The organism is Ensifer sp. Root142 (assembly GCF_001426785.1).
Lineage (GTDB): Bacteria > Pseudomonadota > Alphaproteobacteria > Rhizobiales > Rhizobiaceae > Ensifer > Ensifer canadensis.
Map to the genome: position 1 here is coordinate 275,006 of NZ_LMFK01000001.1, position 22,757 is coordinate 297,762.

General features: G+C 63.1%; 24 protein-coding genes. 11 read left to right on the plus strand and 13 right to left on the minus strand.

Features of this window, described 5'->3' with window-relative positions:
• Nucleotides 1–25: 25 nt before the first annotated feature.
• The 3 genes from ASD52_RS01230 to ASD52_RS01240 all read right to left on the minus strand — a co-directional run bounded on the left by ASD52_RS01230 (nt 26) and on the right by ASD52_RS01240 (nt 1,926).
• Nucleotides 26–445, minus strand: coding sequence for a DUF1801 domain-containing protein (locus ASD52_RS01230; RefSeq protein ID WP_025427613.1), 420 nt, complete (start codon nt 443–445; stop codon nt 26–28).
• Between the two features lie 398 nt (nt 446–843).
• Nucleotides 844–1,314 (minus strand): GNAT family N-acetyltransferase, encoded by a 471-nt coding sequence (locus ASD52_RS01235; RefSeq protein ID WP_025427612.1) that lies wholly within the window; start codon nt 1,312–1,314, stop codon nt 844–846.
• A 180-nt stretch (nt 1,315–1,494) separates the two neighbouring features.
• Entirely contained in the window at nt 1,495–1,926 is a 432-nt protein-coding gene (locus tag ASD52_RS01240; protein ID WP_025427611.1) for a rhodanese-like domain-containing protein, read from the minus strand.
• Between the two features lie 73 nt (nt 1,927–1,999).
• On the opposite strand from ASD52_RS01240, the gene ftrA reads away from it, so the two are divergent.
• A complete protein-coding gene (gene ftrA / locus ASD52_RS01245; RefSeq protein WP_051509172.1) occupies nt 2,000–3,055 on the plus strand; it encodes a transcriptional regulator FtrA in 1,056 nt (351 codons plus the stop codon).
• 21 nt (nt 3,056–3,076) lie between these two features.
• Here the strand turns inward: ftrA and ASD52_RS01250 are convergent, their stop codons facing one another.
• Complete coding sequence (locus ASD52_RS01250; RefSeq protein ID WP_057222709.1) at nt 3,077–4,060, minus strand: nucleoside recognition domain-containing protein; 984 nt, start codon at nt 4,058–4,060, stop codon at nt 3,077–3,079.
• 114 nt (nt 4,061–4,174) lie between these two features.
• On the opposite strand from ASD52_RS01250, the gene ASD52_RS01255 reads away from it, so the two are divergent.
• The gene (locus ASD52_RS01255; protein WP_025427608.1) at nt 4,175–4,627 is read left to right on the plus strand and encodes an Lrp/AsnC family transcriptional regulator; all 453 of its coding nucleotides are present in this window, start codon (nt 4,175–4,177) and stop codon (nt 4,625–4,627) included.
• Between the two features lie 112 nt (nt 4,628–4,739).
• Here the strand turns inward: ASD52_RS01255 and ASD52_RS01260 are convergent, their stop codons facing one another.
• A complete protein-coding gene (locus ASD52_RS01260) occupies nt 4,740–5,489 on the minus strand; it encodes an SDR family oxidoreductase (protein ID WP_025427607.1) in 750 nt (249 codons plus the stop codon).
• 587 nt (nt 5,490–6,076) lie between these two features.
• Entirely contained in the window at nt 6,077–7,078 is a 1,002-nt protein-coding gene (locus ASD52_RS01265; RefSeq protein ID WP_025427606.1) for a threo-3-hydroxy-L-aspartate ammonia-lyase, read from the minus strand.
• 312 nt (nt 7,079–7,390) lie between these two features.
• Between ASD52_RS01265 and ASD52_RS01270 the strand changes: the two genes are divergently transcribed.
• Both ASD52_RS01270 and ASD52_RS01275 read left to right on the plus strand, forming a co-directional pair.
• The gene (locus ASD52_RS01270) at nt 7,391–7,798 is read left to right on the plus strand and encodes a GFA family protein (RefSeq protein WP_025427605.1); all 408 of its coding nucleotides are present in this window, start codon (nt 7,391–7,393) and stop codon (nt 7,796–7,798) included.
• A gap of 135 nt (nt 7,799–7,933) precedes the next feature.
• On the plus strand, nt 7,934–8,467 hold the full coding sequence (locus ASD52_RS01275; protein ID WP_025427604.1) for a hypothetical protein: 534 nt from the start codon (nt 7,934–7,936) through the stop codon (nt 8,465–8,467).
• A gap of 49 nt (nt 8,468–8,516) precedes the next feature.
• Here ASD52_RS01275 and ASD52_RS01280 read toward each other — a convergent pair whose 3' ends face one another.
• Nucleotides 8,517–9,422: a LysR family transcriptional regulator gene (locus ASD52_RS01280; protein ID WP_025427603.1), complete on the minus strand. Its 906-nt coding sequence runs from the start codon at nt 9,420–9,422 to the stop codon at nt 8,517–8,519.
• A 74-nt stretch (nt 9,423–9,496) separates the two neighbouring features.
• Here ASD52_RS01280 and ASD52_RS38080 point away from each other — a divergent pair, with 74 nt between their 5' ends.
• Complete coding sequence (locus ASD52_RS38080) at nt 9,497–9,745, plus strand: DUF1127 domain-containing protein (protein ID WP_128090489.1); 249 nt, start codon at nt 9,497–9,499, stop codon at nt 9,743–9,745.
• A 148-nt stretch (nt 9,746–9,893) separates the two neighbouring features.
• Here the strand turns inward: ASD52_RS38080 and ASD52_RS01290 are convergent, their stop codons facing one another.
• The 4 genes from ASD52_RS01290 to ASD52_RS01305 all read right to left on the minus strand — a co-directional run bounded on the left by ASD52_RS01290 (nt 9,894) and on the right by ASD52_RS01305 (nt 14,521).
• Nucleotides 9,894–10,586, minus strand: a complete 693-nt coding sequence (locus ASD52_RS01290; protein ID WP_207207599.1) for a Type 1 glutamine amidotransferase-like domain-containing protein — start codon at nt 10,584–10,586, stop codon at nt 9,894–9,896.
• Between the two features lie 77 nt (nt 10,587–10,663).
• Nucleotides 10,664–11,182 (minus strand): hypothetical protein, encoded by a 519-nt coding sequence (locus ASD52_RS01295; protein ID WP_225906317.1) that lies wholly within the window; start codon nt 11,180–11,182, stop codon nt 10,664–10,666.
• Nucleotides 11,183–11,234: 52 nt separating this feature from the next.
• On the minus strand, nt 11,235–13,178 hold the full coding sequence (locus ASD52_RS01300; RefSeq protein ID WP_057222710.1) for a MacB family efflux pump subunit: 1,944 nt from the start codon (nt 13,176–13,178) through the stop codon (nt 11,235–11,237).
• 8 nt (nt 13,179–13,186) lie between these two features.
• The gene (locus ASD52_RS01305; protein ID WP_025427598.1) at nt 13,187–14,521 is read right to left on the minus strand and encodes an efflux RND transporter periplasmic adaptor subunit; all 1,335 of its coding nucleotides are present in this window, start codon (nt 14,519–14,521) and stop codon (nt 13,187–13,189) included.
• 201 nt (nt 14,522–14,722) lie between these two features.
• Here ASD52_RS01305 and ASD52_RS01310 point away from each other — a divergent pair, with 201 nt between their 5' ends.
• From ASD52_RS01310 to ASD52_RS01330, 5 genes are all read left to right on the plus strand, one after another.
• Nucleotides 14,723–15,055, plus strand: coding sequence for a TetR family transcriptional regulator C-terminal domain-containing protein (locus ASD52_RS01310; protein WP_025427597.1), 333 nt, complete (start codon nt 14,723–14,725; stop codon nt 15,053–15,055).
• Between the two features lie 290 nt (nt 15,056–15,345).
• Entirely contained in the window at nt 15,346–15,795 is a 450-nt protein-coding gene (locus ASD52_RS01315; RefSeq protein WP_057211159.1) for a VOC family protein, read from the plus strand.
• Between the two features lie 223 nt (nt 15,796–16,018).
• Nucleotides 16,019–16,951, plus strand: coding sequence for a ribose-phosphate pyrophosphokinase (locus ASD52_RS01320; RefSeq protein WP_057222711.1), 933 nt, complete (start codon nt 16,019–16,021; stop codon nt 16,949–16,951).
• A 174-nt stretch (nt 16,952–17,125) separates the two neighbouring features.
• Nucleotides 17,126–17,392 (plus strand): DUF2277 domain-containing protein, encoded by a 267-nt coding sequence (locus tag ASD52_RS01325; protein ID WP_057222712.1) that lies wholly within the window; start codon nt 17,126–17,128, stop codon nt 17,390–17,392.
• Nucleotides 17,393–17,635: 243 nt separating this feature from the next.
• Nucleotides 17,636–18,874, plus strand: a complete 1,239-nt coding sequence (locus ASD52_RS01330) for an NAD(P)/FAD-dependent oxidoreductase (protein WP_025427593.1) — start codon at nt 17,636–17,638, stop codon at nt 18,872–18,874.
• 612 nt (nt 18,875–19,486) lie between these two features.
• Here the strand turns inward: ASD52_RS01330 and ASD52_RS01335 are convergent.
• Nucleotides 19,487–20,695 carry an IS91 family transposase gene (locus tag ASD52_RS01335; RefSeq protein WP_082571721.1) on the minus strand — a complete coding sequence of 403 codons (1,209 nt, stop codon included), beginning with the start codon at nt 20,693–20,695 and terminating at the stop codon, nt 19,487–19,489.
• A gap of 9 nt (nt 20,696–20,704) precedes the next feature.
• Nucleotides 20,705–21,610 (minus strand): tyrosine-type recombinase/integrase, encoded by a 906-nt coding sequence (locus tag ASD52_RS01340; protein ID WP_057222714.1) that lies wholly within the window; start codon nt 21,608–21,610, stop codon nt 20,705–20,707.
• Between the two features lie 460 nt (nt 21,611–22,070).
• On the opposite strand from ASD52_RS01340, the gene ASD52_RS01345 reads away from it, so the two are divergent.
• Nucleotides 22,071–22,718 carry a TetR/AcrR family transcriptional regulator C-terminal domain-containing protein gene (locus tag ASD52_RS01345; protein ID WP_025427589.1) on the plus strand — a complete coding sequence of 216 codons (648 nt, stop codon included), beginning with the start codon at nt 22,071–22,073 and terminating at the stop codon, nt 22,716–22,718.
• Nucleotides 22,719–22,757: the final 39 nt, after the last annotated feature.

Sequence of the window (22,757 nt, forward strand, 5' to 3'; positions counted from 1 at the left end):
GCGCCGGCAGGGACAAGCGGCCGCATCATGCGTCCGTGTTTTTGGCCGCCTTTGCCCGGCTGCCCGAAGACGCCTTCTTCTTCGCCTTGGCCTGGTTGTAGTCGATGGCGGCGCGGACGAGGTTCTGCAGCGCGCGCTCGTCGATCTCGTCACCTTCAAAGACGTCGATCGCGCGCCAGACCTTGCCGCCAAAGCCGTTGTTGAACAGATTTTCAGGGTCCGGCAGGCTCGCGCCGTGAGAGAAGGTAAGCTTCACCTTATCCTTGTGGGCGTTGCCGACCGCGATGATGCCATCGCGAGACCACACCGGGCTTCCCATCCACTTCCATTCCTCTGCTATCTCCTTGTCTGCTCCAAGGATGCTTTTGCGCAGGCTGGCGAGTGTCTTGCCGCGCCAGTCGCTAATCCCGGCAATCAACTGGTCGATGTGTTCCGATGCATTCATTGGGCCTCTATCCTCCGACTTCCGGCTCCGTTTCTTCCGCCGGCAAAAACTGCGCTTACTTTGCTCGTGCCAGAAACGCCGTCCTGGCTCCTCGACTGCTTGGGCGGCGCAATTGCCACCGCACAATGCCTCAAATCGGAATCGATTCAAGGTATTATGCAGCGGGATTAATGTGTTGCGGCGTGAAGCGCAGCGCCGTCGTTTCCGCAACGGGAGGACACCGCGTGACGCCATTTTCCGGCTTGCGCGGCAATATGGTGCGGGCGGGCGCTAGGTCGAGGGGGCAGCATGAATTGCAACGATAGACCATCCCATACAACGAGCGGCCGTTGCGCCGCACAGGTGCTGTCACCCGCGTCTGCGTGCGCTTGCGAACGCGCTCACTGCCGCGATGTCGGTTAGTTGCCTGACGGCACCGGCATCGTCCACGGTTCCCAGACTTCGTCGGGCCCGCCGCCGTGACGCCGGTAGAAGCGTTTGGCCGGGGCGTTGCCGGCAAGCACGGTCCAGTTGATGCGCGGCGCGCCGATTTCGGCGGCGTAGCGCTTCAGCGCTTCGATGAGGGCAGCGCCCGCGCCTGAAGAGCGCGCGGTTTCCTCGACGAACAGTTCCTTCAAAACCACCGTTGGCTTCAGGTCATAGGTCCAGGGAATGACATACTGGACGGCGATGCCGACGACGCGACCGTCGAGCTCCGCCACGAAGACCCCGAAGCGCGGGCTGTCGCAAAGGCCGTGGTCGATCAGGTCCCGCTCAGTGACGGCAAACTTGTCGATATAGCCTTCGAAGACGGCAAGACCGCGCATCAGCGCCAGCACCGTGGCGACATCGCGATGCTCGAATGGGCGCGTGGAAATGGCAATCGTCATAGGGCTCCTCAAGGGGGCTGGCAGGGGTGATCCTGCCGGCTACCTTGGCGTGTTTGCGCCGATCCGCCAAGGTGGCCGTTTGGTGGAGTGCATGGATACGCGCACAATCGAATCCGGCCGCCCGGGGAGCCAGCGATGGCCCGCCTGATCCGCGGGCCATCTGCATCGCAGGAGTAGCGCTCAGGCGGCAAGCAGCAGCCGGGGTTCGCCGGGGGCGGCGCCTGAAGCGAAGGCCAGGCCTTCGTCTTCCCAGCCGGTAATGCCGCCGATCATGATCTTCACCGGTCGTCCGAGCCGGGCGATCTTCAGCGCCGCCTGGTCGGCGCCGTTGCAATGCGGCCCAGCGCAATAGGGGACGAACAGGGTGTCGGCCGGCCATTCGGCCAAACGCTCTGCGCTGATCTCGCGGTGGGGCAGGTGGATCGCGCCCGGCACATGGCGGCGGGCATAGGCGGCCTCGGTTCCGACCACGTGCAGCAGCACGAAATCCTGTTCGCCCTTCTTCAGCGCGGCGGCAACGTCGGAGCAATCGGTCTCGACGCTCAGGCGGCGGGCGAAATGGGCAATGGCGATCTCGGGTGCTGCGGCCTGGGTTTCGGTGACGTAGCTCATCTTTCTCTCCTGTGGCTCTGGCCTTGGGCGGTTGACGAGGAGGGTTGTAGCAATGTCGGAAAGGGGCTGGCAGATGGCAGGTTTGCCATATATGCTCAAGATCATGCCAAAACCGTCTGTCACATCGCCATCACCAGCCAATCCACTCGTCGTCGCTCTCGCCTATGATGGTCTCTGCACCTTCGAGTTCGGCGTGGCGGTGGAGATGTTCGGCCTGCCCAGGCCTGAGATGGGCGAGGGGTGGTATTGCTTCGCCGTTGCGGCGATCGAACCGGGGGAACTGAGGGCCACCGGCGGCATCAGGCTGACGGCCGATGGCGGGCTCGATCTCCTGGCTGAGGCCGGAACCATCATCGTGCCCGGCTGGCGCGGTGCCGATACCCCGGTGCCTGAAGCCCTGTGCCAGGCCCTGCGGGCGGCACATGCGCGCGGCGCGCGGGTTCTCTCCATCTGCTCCGGCGTCTTCGTGCTGGCGGCGGCCGGTCTGCTCTCTGGCCTCAGGGCAACGACCCATTGGCGCTACACCGACAAGCTCAGGGCGCTCTACCCTGATGTCGAGGTGGTGCCCGACGTGCTCTATGTCGATAGCGGCGCGGTGCTGACGTCTGCCGGCAGTGCCGCCGGCATCGATCTCTGCCTGCATCTCATTCGCCGCGATTTCGGCAGCGAGGCGGCAAACAGGGTGGCGCGGCGCCTCGTCGTGCCGCCACACCGCGATGGCGGGCAGGCGCAATTTATCGAAAGGGCGGTGCCGGAAGTGCACGAGAGCGCGCGCCTCGGGCCCTTGATCGACCGGATGCGCGCGCGGCTCGGTGAGGATTTCTCGATCGCGGCGCTGGCGAAAGCAGCGGGCATGAGCGAACGCACCTTCCTGCGCCGCTTCGAGGCGGCCACCGGCACAACGCCGGCGCGCTGGCTGCTTGGCGAGCGGCTGGCGCGGGCCCGGCAGTTGCTGGAGGAAAGCACTGTTGGCATGGAACAGGTGGCCGAAGGCTCGGGCTTCGGCTCGACCCAGACGCTGCGGCATCACTTTCGCCAGCAGCTTTCGACGACGCCCGCCGCCTATCGCGCCATGTTCGGGCGGGTGGCAGCGCAAGCGGGTGCGCCGGCCGAGGTCGCGGCCGAGTAGCCGGACCGCGCCCTGCTGCCACTACGCCTCCGACGGGGCAAGTTCGCTGCCGTTCCTGCGGAAGTACGACTTGAAGAACACGGCGTCCGGCGCCGAGACGATGACCCGGGCGACGATCGCCGTTGCCGCTATGGCAAAGACTAGGCGACCGAAGAACACGATGGTGAAATCGGCGCCGAGGGCAACCACGACCAGCGTATCCTCCACCAGGCTGTGGCCAAAGCCCATGAAGACGCACGCGAGGAAGACCTGGCGCGGCTCGACATTCGCCTCGCGTGCCTCACGGATCAGCAGCGCGCCGCCATATGAGATCCCCAAGAGTACGCCGACGGCGGCAAACGGCACCGTCTGCGGCTTTATGCCCGCAAGGCGGAAGAGCGGCGCCATGCCCCGGTTCAGCCAGCCGAGGAGGCCCACCAGCTTGAGGATCTCGATCGTCCAGCTCAAGGCCAAGAGCACGACGAGCATGGTGGCGAGCGTCTTCAGCGTGCTGAGCGCGAAAGCGATCCAGCCGGAGCCTTCGTTGACCGGTATCCATGTGGGGTTGAGCGGCGTGGCGAGCCAGCCGGTTGCCGCGAAGACCTGGTGTAGCAGTGCCGCGAAGATGAGGCCGCCGCCGATCCTGAGCGCCCCTGTGACCAGGAAGCCAGGGCCTGCTTTTTGGATGATGCGCTGTTCGATCGGGATGGCGTGGGCCACCAGCATCAGCGCCGAAAAGATGGTCATGTCGGCGGTCGTCAGTTCCGAAACCGGCACCAGCGCAAAGACGACCACGACCGCGCCCCAGATGCCGACCAAGAGGCCGGTGAGCCAGGCGAAGGCGAGCTCGGGCGGCAGCCCGACGAGCGTCATCAGCGGTTCGAAGGCCGGTGCGACCGCCCGGATCACGCCGAGTTCCTGCAGGACATGGGTGACGATCGTGACGGGAACGATGATGCGCACCAGGTCCCAGTAGATTTCGAGAGTGGCGAGCGTCTTGCGGTAGAGGATGATGTGAACGGTCATGGCGATGCCTCCTTGAATGGGTTGTCCAAGGACTAGCGCGGGGCCATTCGCAGTTGTGGTCAAAATATGCGAATATGTGCAATAAAATTGCACGCGCATAAATTGGGGGATGGAATGGATCGGATCGACAGAAAGCTGCTCAAGCTGATGCAGGAGGATGCGTCGCGAACCAACGCTGATCTTGCCACCGAGGTCGGGCTGTCGCCGTCGAGCTGCCTGCGGCGCATCAGGCGCTTAAGATCCGCTGGTATCATCGACCGCGTCGTTGCCGTTCTCAATCCCGCAAAAGCGGGCCGAGGGGTGAAGGCGATCATCACCGTCGAGCTGGAGCGCCACGGCGAACAATATGTGCGCCGTTTTCTCGATATGGTCGCCGCCGAGGCGGCGGTGACCCAGGCCTATAGCGTCAGCGGCGCGACCGATGCGCTTCTGATGCTGCGCCTGAAGGACATGGACGAACTCGACGCGCTCACCGAGCGACTGTTCGGGGAAGGGAGCAATGTCGCGCGATACTACACCAGCTTCGTGATCCGCACCGGCAAGGAGACGACGGCAATCCCGCTTTGAAGCTTCGATGTAACTGGACGAGTTTCGCAGGCACTGCACCCCGATCTGCGGCATCAAACGAAGGCGCCGGGGCGATCTACTCCGGCGCGCAACAACGGCGTTGCCGCTATGGTCATTTGACCGCGGCGTTGCCGCCATCGGCGTAGAGCGCGGTGCCGGCAACGAAGCTTGCCATCGGGCTTGCCAGGAATAGCGCCGCCCGGGCGATTTCCTCCGGTTGGGCGATCCGCTTCATCGCATGCAGGCCTGCGGCCCATTCCTTCTGCTCCTGGCTGCCGGCAGCCGGCGTGTCGACGCCGCCCGGGAGCAGGGCATTGGCGCGGATGCCGCTCGCGCCATAGTCGGCGGTGATGCCCTTGACCAGCCCCATCAACCCCGCCTTGGAGGCGCCATAGGCGCCCATGCCGGGGATGCCGACGCTGGTGCCGACGAAGGTCGAGGTGAAGACCAGCGATCCGCCGCCGCGCTTGAGCATTGCCGGGATCTGGTGGCGGGCGCCGAGGAAGGCGGAGGTGAAGTTGGCGGCCAGCACCTCCTGCCATTCTGCGGCCGTGATCTCGGCAAGCGGCCTGACCGCGCCGACGGCGCCGGCATTGTTGACGGCAATGTCGAGGCCGCCGAACCGGCTGATGGCGGCCTCAATCAGCCGGGCATGGGTATCTTCGTCAGCGACATCGCCGCTGACGGCGATCGCTTCGCCGCCCTCGGCACGGATAGCCTCCACCACGGCATTGAGTGGTGCTTGGGTGCGGGCGTTCAAAACCACCTTCGCGCCTTCGGTGGCGAAGAGTTCTGCGACCGCGCGGCCGATACCCGACGACGCGCCGGTGACGATTGCGATCTTATCTTGCAGCATGGACATGGACTTGCTCCTCTTGGTTGAGGCGCACTGAGTATCGCCGACAAGAAGCAGCGCCCACCCGATTTGCGATGGGGACAACTGAATGATGGTGGTCATCGAAAATTTGAAGGGTCGGTCCGGATGTCAGGGTTGAGCGGATCGAAGCGTAGCATCTGCCACGATCTCGTGTTTGCCCTGCACCCTGGAAAGTTCGCCGCGGCAAAGATGACTGCTCAAGCACCTGCATGTTTCCTTTACTCCTATCCGATCAAAGGGCAAAAACATGCAGTCAATCAAAGTGCTACAGCGACCTTGGCGCATCCTAAAAGACGCGCGGCGCTGTAGGGCCGACTATCCTTCACATTCATCGGAAGAAGAAAAACCAGACGGCAAAAGCCAGCATCCAAACCAGGACATAGTAGAAAGCTTGACCCTCGATCATGGCGGCGATCCCCATTCACCGATCGAGGGCATATTAGCATTGATGCAACCGAAGGGTAAGCGGGTGCGCGCTTCAGTGCCCGCCTAGAGCATCCTGCTTTCAAGTGGAATCGCTGAAAGCGGATAAGATGCTCTAGGATCAAAGTGCTAGAGCGTCCTTTGTGCGTTCATCTGAACGCACGGCGCTCTAGAAGTGCGCTGAAGGTTTTCAGATCGATGTTGCCGCCGCTCAACAGAATACCCACCCGCTTTCCGCCACAGGCGATTGCCCCCTGCAAAACGCCCGCCGCGGCCAGGCAGCCGGTCGGTTCCACGACGATCTTCATGCGCTCGGCAAAGAACCGCATCGTCTCGACCAGTTGCCCATCAGTAACCGTGACGATGTCATCGACCGTGTCTTTCAGGATGGCGAAGTTGTGGTTGCCGACATGGGTGACAAGCGCGCCATCAGCGATCGACTTCGGCACCGGGATCTGAACCACTTCGCCCTTGCGCAATGATTGCTGGCCGTCGTTTCCCGCCTCGGGCTCGACGCCAACAATGGAGCAGGCGGGCAAAAGCGCCCTGGCGCTGAGCGCGCTGCCGGCAAGCAAACCGCCGCCGCCCAGCGGAACGACGAGCAAATCGATCTCCCCGACATCCTCGATCAGTTCCAGTGCTGCGGTACCCTGTCCGGCGATGACATCCGGGTGGTCATAGGGAGGGATCAGCGCTGCGCCCCGGTCGGCGGCAAGGCGCAGGCTTATCTCCGCACGATCTTCCGTATATCGATCGTAAAAGACGATCTCGGCTCCATAGCCCCTGGTCGCCGCCACCTTTATCTCCGGAGCGTCGCGCGGCATGACCACTGTCGCCGAAACACCCTGGAGTCTCGCGGCATAGGCGAGTGCCTGGGCGTGATTGCCTGAGGAAAAGGCGACGACACCATTCTGCCGGGAGCGTGCGTCCAGCGCAGCGATGGCGTTGTACGCGCCACGGAATTTGAAAGCGCCCGCACGCTGCAGGTTCTCCGCCTTGAAAAATACGGTCGCTCCGGCTTGGGCGTCGGCAGTTCGCGATGTCAACACAGGCGTGCGGTGCGCCGCGCCGGCGATGCGTGCTCGGGCGGTCTGGACATCGTCGAAGGTCGGGATGCGCAGCGAAGCGGGTGCCGGTGCAGGATTGACCACGAGAAACCTCCATTGCGCACGCGGTGGCCCTGGGCCGAGAGGGAATTTTCCAAGGCACGGCAATGTAGCATCGCGCCGGCGTTTGCACGAGCCAGGTTGAAGAACCATTGGCGCCATCTGCCTTATGACACCGCTGACACGGGCCAGGCCGCATTGTACCGGCTTTAAGGCATCTGCTGCACAGTTCCGCGATTTTCAACAACGGCGGCCGGTGGCATAGTTTGCGCGGCTTGGCAGCGTCGCGTCAGATGGGACGCACACACGCCGCAGGACCTTGGATTTGGGATTTTCAGGCAAGGCGGGAGGGGCGGAATGCTGAAGACCTACACTGGCAGCTGCCATTGCGGCGCAGTTTACATCGAGGCAGATGTCGATCTCAGCGCCGGGACCGGCAAGTGCAACTGCACGCTCTGTACCAAGATGCGGCTGTGGTCGGTGGAGGTGGCGCCGTCGGCTTTCCGTCTGATCGCCGGCGAAGAGGCGCTAGCGGATTATCGCGGTCGCAACCCGGTCGCCCATCATTTCTTCTGCAGCCATTGCGGCGTGCGCCCGTTCGAGCGGATCGACGCACCGAACATGACGGGACACACCTATTACAACATCAACGTCGCCTGCCTCGACGGCGTCGATATCGACGAACTGATGGCCGCACCCGTCACCTACTTCGACGGACTGCACGATGACTGGGGCTCGACACCATCAGAGGTGCGGCATCTGTAGGGCTCGTTTCTGAAAATCCTGACCCCTTGTGTTACGCAGTTCTTGATGCAGCCGTCAGCTTTTGCGGGGATATTGCCTCGCGGATAATGTTGCGGCCACATGTCCCTGGTGGGGCTGCATTTCTGGAGTTGATTGATGGTGGAAAAGACGTTTCCAGAAGCCTTCCCGAGTGCACTCCGCTCCCAGTCCGCGATTGCTGTTTCAGCACTCAAACTGAATTCCGACTACGTTTCCGAACCGTTTTCGGTCAACGTTCTCGGCGAGATCCTGCACATACCTGGTCGGGTTCTTCCCTCGACAAAGCCGGAGTTTGTAGGGCTGAACCTGCAACGGCGCCAAATTGCACTGTGCATGCTGACGCGCAGTTCCGATGGCTTCGGACGTCAGGCCGCTCTGCAAGAAATCCTTCACATCAATAAGCCCTGGTCCATTCCTTTCGTCATCGCGTTGATCGGCGAATACGTCGTCGAGATCATCCATGACATCTACGCGGCTCTGCCCGACTTGGAGCGGGACGTTGTCTCAACATTTATCAAGGCAAATCCGGCGTTTTATAAGCTCACCTGTGACCGGGTGATGAGCTATTGGGACTGCTACTACCGTCGGCAGTTCCGGTGCAGCGACTACGTAGGCTTCAAGCTCTTGCGGCAACTGGACGCGCTTGCATGATTTGAAAGGCTGGAACAATGCGCCGGTCTCGTGGCCGCAACCTTGCAGCCTATATCAGGGGCTCCGGCTCCAGCGCCGCCAGCGTCTTCAAGGCAGCCAGCGTTTCGCGCAGGGCTCGATCAAGCCGTTTGTCGCGGCGCAGCACGAGGGCGAAGCGGCGCGAGAGTGGCGGCGACAGCGGTCGCACGACCAGCCGTTCGCGATCATGCGCGCGCAAGGCGATCTCCGGAACGAGCGCCGCGCCGAGGCCGACGGCGACCATCTCCTTGATCGCGGCGACGCTGCCAAGCGCCATCACCGGTTTGACGGCGGTGCCGCCGTCTGCCGCCAGCCATTCATCGGTGAGCCGGCGGGTGTTGGCGCCCGGCTCGTAAAGGATCAACGGTCGTTGCGCCAATGTCTCCGCCGTCACGGTGTCGGGGAGCGAGGTCTCCGCCGGAGCGATGGCGACGAAGCGCTCGTCGAAAAGCGGGGTGACTTCGAACATGCGGCCGGAGACGGGGAGGCTGACCAGCCCGATGTCGAGCAGATTGTCGTCGACAGCCCTGACAATGTCGGCGCTGTTGCCCGTCGCCACGGTGATGTCGAGATCGGGAAAGCGGCAATTGAGATCGGCGAGAAGCGGCGGCAGCATGAAGGCGCAAGGGGTGGCGCCGGTGCCGAGCCGCACGCGGCCGAGAACGCCCTTGGAGTGGCGTGCCACCGCGTCGACAGCCTCGTTTGTCGCGGCCTCGATGCGGCCAACATGCGCAAGCAGTTCGGCGCCGGCGGCACTTGGCCTTGCAGTGCGGCCGACGCGCTCGACGAGGCGCACGCCGAGCTGCTTTTCCAGCGCGCGCACCTGCAGGCTGATGGCCGGCTGCGTCAGCCCCAGGCGCTCCGCGGCGGCGGAGAAGCTGCCGAGTTCGGCGACCAGCGCGAAGGTTTTGAGGTAGTCCAGGTTGAGGGTTGCCATACCAAAGAAATCCTTATGCATTGCATAGAACATCCAAGCTTCATTTATAGATCGATGCCTTGCACAATGCGAGCATGATCAGCAGCAAAACATGGGTGTTCGACATGCTCAGGGAACTTGGCCTCTTTCTCGCCGCTTCGCCGCGCTCGCGGCTCTGGCAGTTGCAAAATCTGCGCGAACTGGACGCGGAGCGTCTGGACGACATCGGCGTCACACCTGCCGAAGCGTGGCAGGGAAGGCGCACCGAAAGCGCGCCGGCGTCGTCGCGAGGAACCGCAGCGACTGCGCGATATTCCGAAGCCGCGCGTGCGGGGGCGATGTAGACGACGAAAGGCATCTGCGACGGCCTCGTCGGCGCGAAAACGCGCCGCGATCTCAGGATCTTCTTGCCGCGCTCGCGGCTCTTGTTTTTTCGCTGTTCAGTTTTGCGCGGCATGCCGTAGCGCCAGCGCGAGTGCCGCGAACTGAGGGCTACGCTATCGAAAAGCCGCCAAGCTCGATTTCGCCTGGCGCGCGTACGGCGCCACCGGAGATCCACAGCGGATTTCCCACGCACTCAATCTTTCCACCCGCAACAACGACACCGTCGCCATCGTTGCATGCTACGATCGGCCTCGCCGTGCCGGTGCTGTAACGCAGCAGGTCGGGCAGGTAGGTGTCCTCGTCACTAAGATGCGGGAAGAACTCGAATGGCATGAGGTCGAGGGCATTGCCGTCCGTTATCTCCTCCGGTCTGCGGCCGATGAAGAGCGCGTCGGTGGCGATCGTCGGGCCCATGAGAATGGCGCCGGCGCTGACGCCGATGAGGATGCCGCCGGAGGGCGCCCAATTGCGGAGCGGCCCGAGCATCCCGCTTCGTTTCAGCCGTTGCAGAAATTCACCGGTGTGGCCGCCCGCGAGGTGAATGGCGTCTGAGGCGAAGAGCCCGGCGATATCTTCGGCGGGATGCGGCTCGTCGAGATCGTAGAACAGCGCGAGATCGAGATCGTGTCTGCCATAATAGGATTGGCCGGCCAGAAAGAAGCTGCGGTCCGGTTCCGGGCCGGAGGCGACATAGGCGATGCGGTTTCCGCCGCCGCGGGCCTTCAGCAAGTCCACGAGCCGGAGGTCGATTGCCGAACATTCGGGGAAAAGCTGGTCGCTGTAGAATATGAGGTTGAGCAAGTAATCCTCTTGGTTTGTCAAGCGATCCGGTCAGAATGCAAAGATTGGCAAAGTCTCGGTGGCTACATGATGCCGCTTCAACTCTCGTCATACGGCTGTGTGAAGCGTTCCCCGTTGAAAGTGTGTGTACAGCATCTGCAAGTGGGCTTCATATTGTCGACGGTGAGCGTCGGGTCCACCAATGCCAGGTGCTTGTTCTCATCAACATATAGGCCGCTGTAGTATGAGCTCTCGCCGAGGCGCACATACGGCTGTCGTTCATCTTCGCTTCGGGCGACCAGCCAAAAGATGGGATCAGAGCGATCAATCCGAGCGACGGCTTCGCTGTAGGTTTCGTTCCAATCGTTGCCAACGCGTGAAAGGAGAAACCGGAACAGCGGTGTGTAGTCCAATCCATGCCGGTGGTGAGAGTGCATCGAGCCGTTATGAGACAGATCCAGTTTGACGGCCTTTGTGCCTCGTGACTCTCGCCACTCGCCGCCGTCACCGTGCCGCACACCGTGCGTTCGGGTGTTCACCTTGCGATAAAGCGGTTTCTTGCGTTGCATGCCGAGTGCTAAATGCGCCTGATAAGGGATTTCGCGTTGTTGTTGCATGACACAAGAGTGTCGGCAATGGGCGGATTTCGTTGAAAAATCTCCGCTTGCCTCAATCGGCACTGAGTGCCACCGCCGGCTGCAGGCGGGAAGCATTGCGGGCGGGGAGGAAGCCGAAGACGAGGCCAGTCAAAAAGGCGCAGGCGAAGGCGAGTGCGACGGGGCCGAGCGTGAACGAAACGGGCATGCCGAACTGGCCGGCGAGCGCTCCGGTGCCGAGACCGAGGACGACGCCGAGCGTGCCGCCGATCGCCGAGACGACCAGCGCCTCGATGATGAACTGCAGGAGGATGTCACGCTGGCGCGCGCCGGTTGCCATGCGCACGCCGATTTCGCGGGTGCGCTCGCTGACCGAGACCAGCATGATATTCATCACGCCGATGCCGCCGACGAGCAGCGAGATGGCGGCGACCGAGCCGAGAAACAGCTTCATCGTATTGGAGGTTTCGGTGAAGGCTTCGCGCACCGACGACATGTTGGTGATCTGGGTGTCCTCGCGCTTGTGCCGCTGGTTGAGAAGCGCCTGGATGGTCTGCTGCGTGATGTCGATGGCGGCCGCGTCCTTCACCTGCACGGTGATGGTGCGCACGTTGCGCTGGCCGAAGAGGCGCATGCTGCCCGTCGTCAGCGGCACGAGCACGACGTCGTCCTGGTCGTTGCCGAAGGAGGTGGCGCCCATTTCCGCCATCACGCCGATGACCTGGAAGGGGATCTTGTTGACGAGCACATACTGCCCGAGCGGATTGTCTCCTTCAGGAAACAGCGTCTTGACCACGGTCTGACCGAGGACCGCCACCGGCGCATAGGTGTCCATGTCGTCCTGGGTGAGGAATTCGCCCTGCTGTATCTTCCAGGATTTGGCGGTGGTGAACTGCGGCACCGTGCCGTTGGCACTGGTCTGGTAGTCGACATTGCCGCGCCGGACCGTGACGGTGCTGGTCAACTCGGACACGGCGAAGGCGACATTCGGTACCTCGAGGATGGCGTCGGCATCGGCAGGAACAAGGGTGACATTGCTGCCGCCGGCGCTGCCGCGGAAATTGGCCATGCTCGGCCTGACCACCAGGAGGTCGGAGCCCATGGAGGAAATGCGGCTGAGCACGGAATCCTGCGCGCCGGTGCCGATCGCCAGCATGGCGACGACCGAGCCGACGCCGATGACGATGCCGAGCAAAGTGAGGATGGTGCGGAAGAGATTGGCGCGCAACGCCCGGAACGCCATCTTCACCGCTTCGGTGACGTCGGCGATCGCAGCCGAGCCCTCGCTCACCGTCCGGCTGAGCGCATGGGCTGCGTCCGGATTGCTGCGGCTCTTCTTGGTGCGGTCGGCGACGATGCGGCCGTCATGGATCTCGATCAGCCGGTCGGCCTGTTCGGCGACCTCGCGTGAGTGGGTGATGACGATGACCGTATGGCCATTGTCGTTCATGTCGCGCAAGAGCGCCATGACGTCGGAGCCGCTCTGGCTGTCGAGCGCGCCGGTCGGTTCGTCCGCCAGCACCACGCGGCCGCCGTTCATCAGCGCGCGGGCGATCGATACCCGCTGCTGCTGGCCGCCGGAAAGCTGGTTTGGGCGGTGGTCGAGCCGCTCGCCGAGCTTCAGCTGATGCAGCAGGGCGCCTGCGCGATCGTGACGGTCTCGTGCCGACATGCCGGCATAGACGGCCGGCACCTCGACGTTTTCCTGTGCGCTTGCGGTGGGGATGAGATTGTAGCTCTGGAAGACGAAGCCGAAGGTGCGCCGCCTGAGCGCCGCCAGTTCGTCGGTGTCGAAGCCCGACACCCGCTCGCCGTCGATGAGATAGTCGCCCTCGGTCGGCTGGTCGAGGCAGCCGAGAATGTTCATCAGCGTCGACTTGCCCGAGCCGGACTGGCCGATGATCGCGACGAACTCGCCGGCCTCGATGTCGAGCGAGACGCCATGCAGCACCTCGACGGCGAGATCGCCGTTGAAATAGGTCTTGCTGACGTGCCGGAGCGAGAGGAGCGGGGTCATGGCCGGTCTCAGAACATCGGCGGCATGCGCATGCCGCGCTGGCTGCCACGGGTGCTCGCCGCCGGGGTATCGGTGCCGGTGGCGACGACGACGGTGTCGCCTTCATTGAGGCCGCTCGTGATCTCGGCGTTGACGCGGTTGCGGATGCCGACGTCGACGGCGCGGGTTTCGGGCGCGCCCGAGGGTGTGACCACGGTGAGCTCGGCGCTGCCGCCGGCAGCGCCTGCCTTGCCACCGGCGGCGTTCGCATTGCCGCCACGCTTGCCGGCCGCTTGGCCGCCATCCTTCTCGCCGGTCATGCGCAGCGCAGCACTCGGCACGATCAGCACGTCCTTGGCTGATGACTGAACGAAGAACACCTGGGCGCTCATCGACATCATCAACTCGCCATCAGGATTGGGAACGTCGAACAGGGCGTAATAAAGCACGACGTTGTTTGCCGTGTCCGGCATCGGCTGGATCTGGCGCAGCTTGCCTTCGAAGCGTTTTCCCGGCTGGCCGAGCAGGGTGAAATAGGCGTCCATGCCGACCTTGAGCTTGCCGACATCGGCCTCAGACACCTGCGCCTTGACGGTCATGGTCGAGAGATCGGCAATGGTGACGATGGTCGGCGTCGTCTGGTTGGCGTTCAGCGTCTGGCCTTCCTTGGCCGGGTTGGCGACGATGGTGCCGCCCATCGGCGCGAAGATCTTGGTGTAGCCGAGATCGACCTTGTCGCCGGCAAGGGTCGCCTGCTGCTTGCGGATCTGCGCTTCGATGGCGTTGACGTCGGCCTCGGCGGCGGCAAGATCGGCGATTGCCTGGTCGAGCGTCGACTGGGCGATGCTGTTGGCGGCGACCAGATTGCGCTGGCGATCGATATTGGCCTGTTTCAACACGAGCTGGGCCTTCTTCGACACGAGCTGCGCCTGGAGATTGGCAAGCTCGGCCTGGTCGATCTCGATCCGGTTTTCGATGGTGGCGGGGTCGATTTCGGCAACGAGCTGGTTCTGCTCGACCTTGTCGCCGATATCGAAATGCAGGGCCTTCAACTGGCCGGAGACCTGGGCGCCGGCATCGACCGATTTGACCGCATCAAGTGTGCCGACGGCGGTGACGCTGTTTTCGATGTCGCCGCGCATAACGGCCTGGGTGACCATGGCAGCCCCGGTCGGATTGGTCGCATAGCGCGTCCAGCCATAATAGCCGGCGCCGAGGACGGCGAGGACGACGGGGATCCACAGCCAGGTGCGCGTGCGTCGCTTGCGCCGGATGGGGGTGGCACCGGGAATGAAGGTGACGTTGGGCGTCGCTTCCTCGCGTGCGGTGGTCTCGGTGCGTGCCGTCTTGCCTGTCTTGTTCATGCCCATACCCGGCCCCATACCTGGCCTTGCCAGCGCCATCGTTCCAGGCGCGATTCATCCTAGCAGCAAATAGGCACAAACGGCCGGAGCGGGAAGCATTGAGATCATTATATTATTGTAATGTTTTGGCTGCGGGGAGGCGGAGTGCTCCCCGCAACCAGGATGCCCCTGGTGTTACCCCTTCAGCCCCGAGACCGTCAGATGCGGGATTGGAACGCCGGCGAGGCGGCGGCCTGGCTCGAGATCGTCGGCGCCAGCCACCGCAGCGAGCGGATTGCAGCGATCTTCTCCGCCCGGCTGGCGCGGGGGACCGAGGCGCTCGCGGCAGTTTTGCAGCGGTTGGGTGGCGATGGCGTGAGCGAGGGCGGGGCGCGCGTCCACGCGCAAGCCTTGCTCGCCGGTTTGGAGGGGCTATCGCTGGTTCAGCTTCTGGAGCGTTCAGCGGATGATGCTGGCCGGGCGCAGGCGGTACGCATTCTGGTGCGCGGCATCCTTGGCGGCGTCATTCCAGCCCACCGGCGCACCGGCGCCTGAGGCGCGGGCGCGCTTCAAAAGCCTTGCGAGATTTGCGCTGGCCTCAGGCGGGAAGAGGGGACGCGGCTGTCCTCTGCGCTCAGGTTGCGAGGATCTGGCGACAAGCTCGCCACACTCGTTGTAGAAGATGCCGGCAGGCGGATCAGGGGTACAAACGCCGAGCCCCAGGCGCATGAATGCGGTCCTGCCTGGCAAATGCCTCCAATGACCGTTGACGGCCTGAAGGAGACTTCTTTCGTTGTTCCCGACCAATGAATATGGTTGCCTCATAGCCGAGGATATCGACCGTCATGAAACTTGCCCACATCAACTTGGTAGCCCGAAATGCGGAAGTGCTCGCAGCGTTCTACATGAATGTCATGAAATGCGAATCCCTTCGTGAACCCAAGATGGTGTCCGGGGAAAAAGTGTCGCGCGGCAATGGTATTTCGAACTCTGAGATATATACGATCTGGCTGACATTCCCCGAACTCGAACGCCCATTCTTGGAGATACATGAGCACAAGGTCACTCATGATCGAGACCAGCCAAGGGTGAATGAGCCCGGTTTCGGGCACCTGTCATTCCAGATGGAAGATATCAGCGTGGTGCTCGCGGAAATCATCCAAGCCGGCGGGGCGCAGATCGGCGAAATCACGGACTTTGGGACGCCGGATAAGCCATTTCTTATTGCTTATGCGCGCGATCCGGAGGGAAACGTCCTTGAGCTTGAGCAGATAGGTAATCGACCGAGATGCTGACGACCGCTTGTGGAGCCCAAACCGGTCATTGGGCTGCCGCAAAAATCAGTCTCGAAGCACAGGCCTCTGCGGCAGATAAATCTTGATTTCTCCCGACGTTTTCGCCCTATTGCGCAAGCAATGCGAGGTGCCGTGTTGCGAGTCTGGGGGAAGGCTCTGAAGGTGCCCCGCGAAACTGGAAGGTCTTTTCCTCTCGAAGGCCCCTTGAAACAGGATCGCGCTGATGAAGCTGGTGACCGGTAACTCGAACCGCGCCCTGGCCCAGGCTATTGCCAGCCACCTGGAACTTCCCCTCATAGACTGTACGGTCAAGCGTTTCGCCGACCAGGAAATCTACGTTCAAATCCATGAGAATGTGCGCGGCGAGGACGTGTACATTCTCCAGTCAACGAGCGCCCCCGCCGACGGCAATCTGATGGAGTTGCTGATCCTGACCGATGCACTGCGCCGCTCGTCTGCCCGCCGGATCACGGCCGTGATCCCGTATTTCGGCTATGCTCGCCAGGATCGCCGCGCCACCGGCCGCACTCCGATCTCGGCCAAGCTGGTCGCCAATATGATTGCCGGTGCAGGTGTTAACCGCGTCATCACCGTCGATCTCCATACCGACCAGATTCAGGGCTTTTTCGATATACCGACCGATAATCTTTATTCAGCGCCGGTGATGACCCGCGATATTGAAAAGCACTACGACACCAAGAACTTGACGATCGTTTCGCCCGACGTGGGCGGCGTGGCGCGGGCTCGCGCCATCGCCAAGCGCATTGGTGCCGATCTTGCCATTGTCGATAAACGGCGACCCCGCGCCGGTGTCTCGGAAGTGATGGGCATCATTGGCGATGTGTCCGGGCAAAGTTGTCTTCTGATCGACGACATCGCAGATAGCGGCGGCACGCTGATCAATGCGGCGGAAGCCCTGCTGGAGGCTGGTGCCAAGGAGGTTTCTGCCTACATCACCCATGGTGTGCTTTCCGAAGGCGCCTGTGAACGCATTGGCGCCAGCAACCTCAAGGAATTGGTCGTGACCGATTCCATTCAGGAAACCGAAGCTCACCGCCAGACCGCCAATATCCGACGCGTCACAATTGCGCCGCTGATCGGCGAAGTCCTCGCTCGCACCGCCAGGGAGCAAAGCGTTTCAACCCTTTTCAACTGATCCGGCTCATGGCGCGATTGCAACCGTCAGCCAAGATCACGCTCGTTTTCCGGGCATGCAGTGCGCAGCGTTCCCACGCGGCCCGGCTTGGCCCGTCCGTTGCAATTGGCGCTCACGCGACTATTTTCGTATGCTTCGCCACCCTCCTGTCAGTGACACGCCCGGGAGCAAGTCATGTGCCGGAATATCAAACCCTTGTTCAATTTTGATCCGCCTGCGACGAACGAGGAGATTCGTGACGCCGCGCTACAGTTCGTGCGCAAGGTGAGCGGCACGAACAAACCATCGAAACGCAATGAGGCTGCGTTCGAGCGCGCGGTCAATTCAGTCGCGGCATGCGCCCGCCAGCTGCTGGATTCGCTGGAGACTTCTCAACCCCCTCGCGATCGCGAGGAAGTCGCGGCAAGGGCGCGCGCGAGAACAGCGGCCCGGTTCGCGTAAGGGGAGTCCTGTCACGCACCGGAGATCGACGGGAGCTCTTTCACAGTCACCGCACCAGCGACGAAGCGATCTGCTTCGCATCAGGCGGGATCGCCTTGCGGTCTGGCGAGAGGGCCGCGAACCGGAATGCGAACGGCCAGCCGCGCGGAAATCGGCGGTGCTGGACTCGTTGCCGTCGACAGGGCTTAATGCTGCGCGGGGATGGCGGGATTGCCGGGGGCGATTATGGGATCACCGCAGCAGATGACTGATGACGGCGATGTTCTCGATGCTGTCGTCATCGGGGCCGGCTGGGCCGGCCTGGGTGTCAGCTATTGGCTGGCACGACGGGGCCTGCGCCACAGTGTCTTGGAGCGGGGCCGCATCGGAGAGACCTGGCGCACACAGCGATGGGACTGCTTTCGGATGAATACTCCCAATGTGCAGACCGTCATGCCGGGCGACTGCTATGACGGTCCGGATCCGGATGGTGCCATGACGGGCGAGCAGTTCGTCGCTCTGCTTGAGGATTTCGCCCGGCGCAACACGCTGCCGATCGAACCGGATACCGCGGTAAGCGAACTCGCGCACGAGAATGGCGCCTATCGGCTCACCACTTCACACGGCACGCTTTGGGCGCACAACGTTATCGTCGCAAGCGGCTGCTTGAATTGCCCGGTGCGCCCGGTCTGGGCGCCCGCGTTGTCGCCGGCTCTCCATCAGATCGACGCTTCCGGCTACCGCAGCACTGCTGATTTGCCAGATGGATCGGTACTGGTGGTCGGAAGCGGCCAATCGGGTGCTCAGATCGCCGAGGAATTGGCGGAAGCGGGCCGAAAGGTCTTCCTTGCGACCAGTCGTGTCGGGCGGCTCCCGCGGCGCTACCGGGGTCGCGACATCATGGTCTGGCTGCTCGAAAGCGGGTTTCTCGACGTGCGGCGAGAGGAGGTCATTCGACTTGCGGGACGCATCCCGCCGCGCGGTGTGCTCGGCTCGGTGCATACGATAAGCCTTCAGGCGCTGAGCGCCCAAGGTGTCGCGCTTCTTGGGCGTCTCACCGGCATCGAGGATGGCGGCAACCTCTCGTTTGCCGACGATCTCGAAGCGAATGTCCGCTTTGCGGATGAAGCCTCCGACACTGTCAAACGCCATGTCGACGACTATATCAGCCGCGCCGGGATCGATGCGCCCCCTGCCGAGCCCGACCCGGCGGAGACGGTCGCGCTGCGTCGACAGAACCCGCCGATCGGTTCGCTCGATCTCTCCCGCTCCGGCATAGCGAGCGTGGTGTGGTGCACCGGGTTCAAGGGCGATTTCAGCTGGATGAGGCTTCCCGGTGTGCTCGACAGCGCGGGACAGCCTGTTCATGAGGATGGCGTGGCCGCCCTGCCGGGCCTCTATTTCGCAGGGCTGGACTTCGCCTCCACACGCAAGTCAGGCATCATCCTGGCGATCGCCGAGGAAGCGCCTCGCCTTGTCGACCATATCGCGGGGCATTCGTGACCGCCTTCGGCATGGTCAAGAAGTTCCTGACGGTCAGGGCCGGGATCAGAGGCCGACAGATTGTCAGCCGCTGTTTTGCGCCGCCACCACCAGTGTCACGTCTCGCCCCTTGGCGACGTTCCGACTGGGCGAAGGCAATGGTCTCCAGGGATCAGCCAAGGACTTCGCTTCTGCGCGGGAATGTCTGCCATCGATTACCGCTGGAAGCAGTGCGTCCACTTCCGGCCCGAGCCAGTCGAAGATAAGCGAGGACCTGAATGTCTGCTGGTGTGATGGGTTTCGGATGCTGGCGCTCCACGCGTTGGCCTGGCTCGGGCCGGCGTCCGAAAGCCTCCAGTGAAAGAACCCGCGGGATGGAAAGCGCGGTTGCCGGTCTATGGGGATTTGTCGTTTTCGTTGGGTGGTGTTCGGCCGAAGTGCGGCTGAGGGGTGGTAATGATCATGGTGAGGTCGGAGCGAACTTCGCCGGTGCCGCGCATGCTGCGGCCTGGTGGTTCCAGCGAGGTCGATTTGGTGTGTTTAGTTGCGACGTTCGACGCGGGCGGACGAAGTTATCCTTCCGGGGACGATGAGGTTCCTGGGCAGGAATGGTGCGTGACGGGCGGGTCGCGGTCATGGCGTTTGGGGCCTTGTTGTTGAGGCGGCGGATGGCGGTGCTTGGGCGTGGTTGTCGCGCTCGAAGGTCTCGATGATGATCATGCGCCCGCCGCAGCACGGACAGGGCGGCCGCCAGTCTGGTGGGGCAGCAGTATCGGCATCATCGGATCGGCCGATTTCAGGCTGGGGCGCGGCGAGAAGCACGCGGGCGCGGGCGACATTTGCCGCGCGGCCGGCGCTGGCAAGCAGTCCATAGTGTCGGATGCGATGGAAGCCCATGGGCAGCACGTGAAGCAGGAAGCGGCGAATGAATTCATCTGGATCGAGCGTCATGGCCCGATAACGCTCGTCACCGCTGCGACGGTAGTCCTTGTAGCGGAACGTCACACCAGAGCCATCGAGCGCGATCAGCCGGCTGTTGGAGATGGCGACGCGATGGGTGTAGCGCGACAGATACGCCAGAACGGCCTCGGGTCCGGCGAAGGGTGGCTTGGCGTAGACGAACCAGTTCTTTTTTCTGAGCGGCACCAGGAATTTAACAAAGGAGCTGCGCTCGCTTAAGCCAGCATGATCGCCGAAGAACTTCAGCTGGCCGGCGGCATGGGCCTCAGTGAGCTTCGCCAGGAAGAGGCGGCGGAACAGCCTTGAGAGCACGCGCACGGGCAGGAAGAAGCCGGGTCGGCATGACACCCACCGCTCACCATCGAGCGCGATGCCGCCGCCGGGCACGATCATGTGCACATGCGGATGATGGGTCATCGCCGAGCCCCACGTATGCAGCACGGCGGTGATGCCGATGCGTGCGCCCAGGTGCTTGGGATCGGCCGCGATGGTGAGCATGGCCTGCGAGGCGGCACGGAAGAGGAGATCATAGATTATCCTCTTGTTGTGATAGGCGATGTCGGCGACCTCGACCGGTAGCGTGAAGACAACATGGAAATAGCCGACGGGCAGCAGATCGGCCTGGCGCGCGGTGAGCCATTCCCTTGCCGCCGCACCCTGGCACTTGGGGCAGTGACGATTGCGGCAGCTGTTATAGGCGATGCGGCTATGGCCGCAGTCCTCGCATGCCTCGACGTGACCGCCGAGGGCTGCGGTGCGGCAGCTCTCGATCGCCGACATTACCTTCAACTGGCCGAGGCTCAAGTGACCGGCATGGGTCGCGCGCCAGGCGGCGCCATGGCGGTGGAAGATATCGGCGACCTCTAGTAACGGGCGGCTCACCGCCACGCGTCACGCGTCCGGTCTGGTCTCGTTCTCTGTCAGAAGTCTGATCCGGTCGAGCGGGCTCATCACGGCGCGGATGGTCTTGGTGGCGACGCGGGCATAGAGCGCGGTCGTATCAAGTTTGGCATGGCCGAGCAGGACCTGGATGACGCGGATGTCGACGTCCTGCTCCAGCAGATGCGTGGCGAAGCTGTGGCGCAGCGTGTGCGGCGTCACCCGCTTCTTGATCTTGGCGGCTTGCGCGGCGGTATGGACGACGCGGTTCATCTGCCGCGTGGAGAGTGGCGTGATCGGGTTGCGGCCCGGAAACAGCCAGCCCTGCGGCAGCATTACGCCGCGGCGCTTGCCTTCGCGCCACCAAGCCCGCAGCAACTCGAGCAGTTGCGGCGACAGCATGGCGTGGCGATCCTTGCGCCCCTTGCCCTGTTCGACGCGGATCAGCATGCGTGTCGAGTCGATATCGGTCACCTTGAGCGCCACGATCTCCGACACCCGCAATCCGGCGCCATAGGCCGTGCCGAGGGCAGCCTTGTACTTCGGCCCCGGTGCGGCGTCGAGCAGCCGTACTACCTCCGCGACGCTCAGAACCAGCGGCAGCCTGCGTGGTTGATGGATCACGGTCAGGCGGCGCGAGAGATCGGGCCGGTCGATCGTCACAGTGAAGAAGAAGCGCAGCGCCGAGACTGAGCTGTTGATGCTCGCTGCCTGCATGCCCACCCGGGTCTGGTGCAACTGGAACCGGCGCAGATCCTCAGCCGTCGCCATGTCGGGGGAGCGGCCGATGAAGGCGGCAAACGCCTTCACACAACGGATGTAGTCACGGCGCGTGGCCTCGGTGAAGCCGCGCATGGACATGTCTTCGATCATGCGCTCACGAAGCGCGCTACCGGATGGATTAGGAACGACGGTCATCGGATGCTCCTCTCAAGCTGAAGGTTGACCCCTTCATGCTCGGAGGACTCCGGCCGTTCGTCACCCCTGGTCCGATCAAAGCCTCGCCGATACCGTCAACGAGGCACACGCCTCAGCCCGCGCCCCTCCCGCGCGAGCGGGTTCGTTCTTTGGCGCATGGTTGCCATCGCACCAACGCCGGCAAGCGCGCAGCGGCATGCAGAGATTGCGTCGCTGTCGTGCCGGAAATAGCGGGTGTCCCTGAAACTCGGAGCGTTGGTTAAGCACAAGATCACGACGACATCCTTCTATCCCGCGGGGCGTCGAGCTCTTCCAGTTTTGCATCCTCAGCCCATGAGGATCCACATCCGCTGCCGCTGTCGAAATTTCGCCCACTCGACAAAATCGCCTTGACGCTTCCGTCGCGCTTGATTAGAACACTGCGAACCGTACCGTACGGTACTCAAATGGGTGGAGCCAGGTGCAAAGCGTTGCTGCGACAAAAGAGGCGAATGCCGGGAGCGGCCTGACCGAGCGTCAGGGTGTCGTCCTCGAAGAGGCGTTGCGTCTGCTTGTTGACGGCGGCGAGAAGGCGCTGACGACCGCCGGTGTCGCGCGGGCTGCCAACTGTTCGAAGGAAAGCCTCTACAAGTGGTTCGGCGATCGCGACGGGCTGTTATCGGCGATGATCGGTTTCCAGGCGAGCAAGGTGCGCACGCTGGATGTCGCCGCGAGCGCGCTCGACGCCGAAAGCCTGAGCCGGCATCTGGTTGTCTTCGCCAAGGATCTGCTCGAGGTTCTTGCCGGCGACGTGTCGCTGGCGCTGAACCGGCTGGCGATCGGCCAGGCGAGCCGCGAAGGCTCCAAGCTCGGCCACATGCTGCAGGAGCGCGGACGCCGGCAGATCGGGCGGCGTGCTGCCGCTCTGCTGGAGGCCGGCCGCAAGGCGGGGCTGCTCGCGTTTGACGATGCCGACGAAGCCTATGGCGCGCTTTACGGGCTGGTCGTTTCCGACTGGCACCTGAAGATGCTGCTCGGCGAAGAGGCCGGCGAGATGAAAAAGAGTTTCGGCCGCAAGGCGGAGCAGGCGGTCAGCGCCTTTCTCACGCTCTACGGCCGGAAGGTTTAACGGCGGGGGAGATCTCCGCCTGCAGCGCCGCGTGTCGAA